This is a genomic window from Lactobacillus delbrueckii subsp. delbrueckii DSM 20074 = JCM 1012 (assembly GCF_001433875.1).
Lineage (GTDB): Bacteria > Bacillota > Bacilli > Lactobacillales > Lactobacillaceae > Lactobacillus > Lactobacillus delbrueckii.
The window spans coordinates 6,913-8,977 of record NZ_AZCR01000021.1; the positions used below are offsets into that span (position 1 = coordinate 6,913).

The following is a 2,065-nucleotide window of genomic DNA, read 5'->3' on the forward strand; positions in this document are numbered from 1 at the left end:
GCAGACCTTCTTTGGCATCAATGCCGGCAGCGCTGTAGCCTTGATTGCCTATGTTGGCCAGATCTTTACACCGCTGGAATCAATCGGGATGGAAATCCAGAGCATTCAGGATGCCGCGGGTGGGATAAGCCGGATCCAGGACTTTTTAAATGAAGCTGACAGCAAGCCGGACATATATAAAGGGGAAGGGGACTACATTATTTTTGACCACGTCACCTTCGGCTACTTGCCTGACCAGCCGATCTTAAAGGATTACTCCTTTAAAGTGGCCAAGGGTGAACATGTGACCTTTGTCGGCCGGACCGGGAAAGAGAAGAGCACGATTTTCAAACTTCTCCTGGGCCTCTACCAGCCGCAAAAAGGGATGATCCTGCTGGATGGCCATTCGCCAGACGATCATCCCAAGAATCAGCGCCACTTCCTAGCAATTTACGAGCAAGGGGTTGCCCTGGTCGACGGGACAGTCAAAGACCAGATCACTTTATATGACGACACGATTACTGCTGAGATGATCGATAAGGCTTTAGCCCTGGTTGGCTTAACCGATATTGTCAAAAATCTCCCGCAAGGTTTGAACACGCCGGTAAGTGACATCAATCTTTTGCAAGGGCAGCTGCAGCTCTTGATGATCGCCCGCAGCGTTGTCTGTGACCCGCAGATCTTGCTCTTAGACGAAATGACCGCATCCCTATCCCTGGGAGGCCAAAGTCCTCAAGGCAATCGATGCCGCCAGCAGCGGGCGGACAGTTCTGTCCATCTCCCACCGCCGCGGGGCCCACGATGGCCGGATCATCAAACTGTAACAGATTTTATGAAAACACCCCCCTGGCAAGTGCCAGGGGGGTGTTTTCGTCTTAAACTTCTGCAATAGCTTCACTGATCGGCGTCTCGCCGCCAGTCATATTGATTACCTTGCCGTAGGTGTTTTTCTTGTCAAGGATTTGGGCCAAAACCGCGGCAACGTCTGGAATCGGGTTGGCGGCAAACTTTTCAGGCTTAAAGTTAACCTTGCCAGTCCAAGCCTTTTCTTCCAAAGTAGCTGGGGCCAGGATTGTGTAGTCCAGCTTGCTGTTATTGATCAGCCACTCGTCAGCGAAGTACTTGGCAATATAGTAGTCAGTCAAGCTGGCAAATTCTGCCTTGCCCTGCCACTTGTCCGGGTCGGCCGCGAAAATTGAGCTCAGTTGGATGTAGCGCTTAACGCCGGCCATTTCAGCCGCCTGGATCAACTTCACCGCCCCAAAGGCATCCGTTTGAAGCAAATCCTTGCCTCTAGAACCTGCCAAAAAATAAACCGCGTCCATCCCAGGTAAAAGCTTAGCTAATTCAGAAGGGCTGGCGTGCAGGTCAAGGCTGAGGGGAGTGACGCCCGGCAATTTGACGATCGCGTCCTTGTGCCGGGAACCCGCGTAGACTTGCTGACCTTGATTAACTAATTCTTGAATAACAGCGGCTGCCACCCGGCCGCTTCCTCCGGCGATAAATACCTTCATTTTTTCTCTCCTTCTTTTTACTGGTTACGGGTATGATAACATGCATGCGAAAAATCTCCTAACAATTAGTTAGTTAAGAGCCACTTGTTTGCTTTTACCCAAAAGATTTCTTGATCTGCTTTAAAAAGCGTTCAGCGATTGGAGAGAAGGTTTGATACTTCTTCCAAACCAAGTATAAGTTGGTCTCCAGTTTTGGCGTCAAGGGGCGGAAGACCATCCCGCTTTCCGGGGATGTATCGACCAACTTGTCAAAAGAAAGCAGGTAGCCCAAATGTTCTTTAGCAAAAACTGAGGCATTGTAGACCAGGCCAAAAGAGCCTTCCAGGAAGACTTCCAGGCAGCGGTCGACTTTTTGTCAGTTCAAGACAATGTTGACCCGGAAAGAATCGGGATCATCGGCATCTGCGGCTGGGGCGGGATTGCCCTGCAGACAGCAGCGATCGACACTAGAATCAAGGCAACAGTAACTTCTACCATGTATGACTTGTCCAGAGTGACGGGCAACGGCTACTTTGACGCGAATGACAATGAAGAACCCCGCCACAAGATGCGAGTGGCCTTGAATAAGCAGA

3 protein-coding genes and 1 pseudogene are annotated in these 2,065 nt (G+C 50.6%); 2 read left to right on the forward strand and 2 right to left on the reverse strand.

Features of this window, described 5'->3' with window-relative positions:
* Positions 1 to 871 (forward strand): ATP-binding cassette domain-containing protein (locus FD23_RS10380; RefSeq protein WP_236743874.1); only part of this gene is annotated, 871 nt, incomplete at its 5' end.
* Here FD23_RS10380 and FD23_RS04540 read toward each other — a convergent pair.
* Together FD23_RS04540 and FD23_RS09305 are read right to left on the reverse strand one after the other, a co-directional pair.
* Complete coding sequence (locus tag FD23_RS04540) at positions 855 to 1,493, reverse strand: NAD(P)H-binding protein (protein ID WP_025895798.1); 639 nt, start codon at positions 1,491 to 1,493, stop codon at positions 855 to 857. The two genes, FD23_RS10380 and FD23_RS04540, sit on opposite strands and share 17 nt — an antisense overlap.
* A gap of 94 nt (positions 1,494 to 1,587) precedes the next feature.
* Positions 1,588 to 1,764 (reverse strand): type 2 periplasmic-binding domain-containing protein, encoded by a 177-nt coding sequence (locus FD23_RS09305; protein WP_074027697.1) that lies wholly within the window; start codon positions 1,762 to 1,764, stop codon positions 1,588 to 1,590.
* A gap of 54 nt (positions 1,765 to 1,818) precedes the next feature.
* On the opposite strand from FD23_RS09305, the pseudogene FD23_RS10385 reads away from it, so the two are divergent.
* Positions 1,819 to 2,065 (forward strand): annotated as a pseudogene (locus tag FD23_RS10385) (dienelactone hydrolase family protein); the annotation flags it as partial.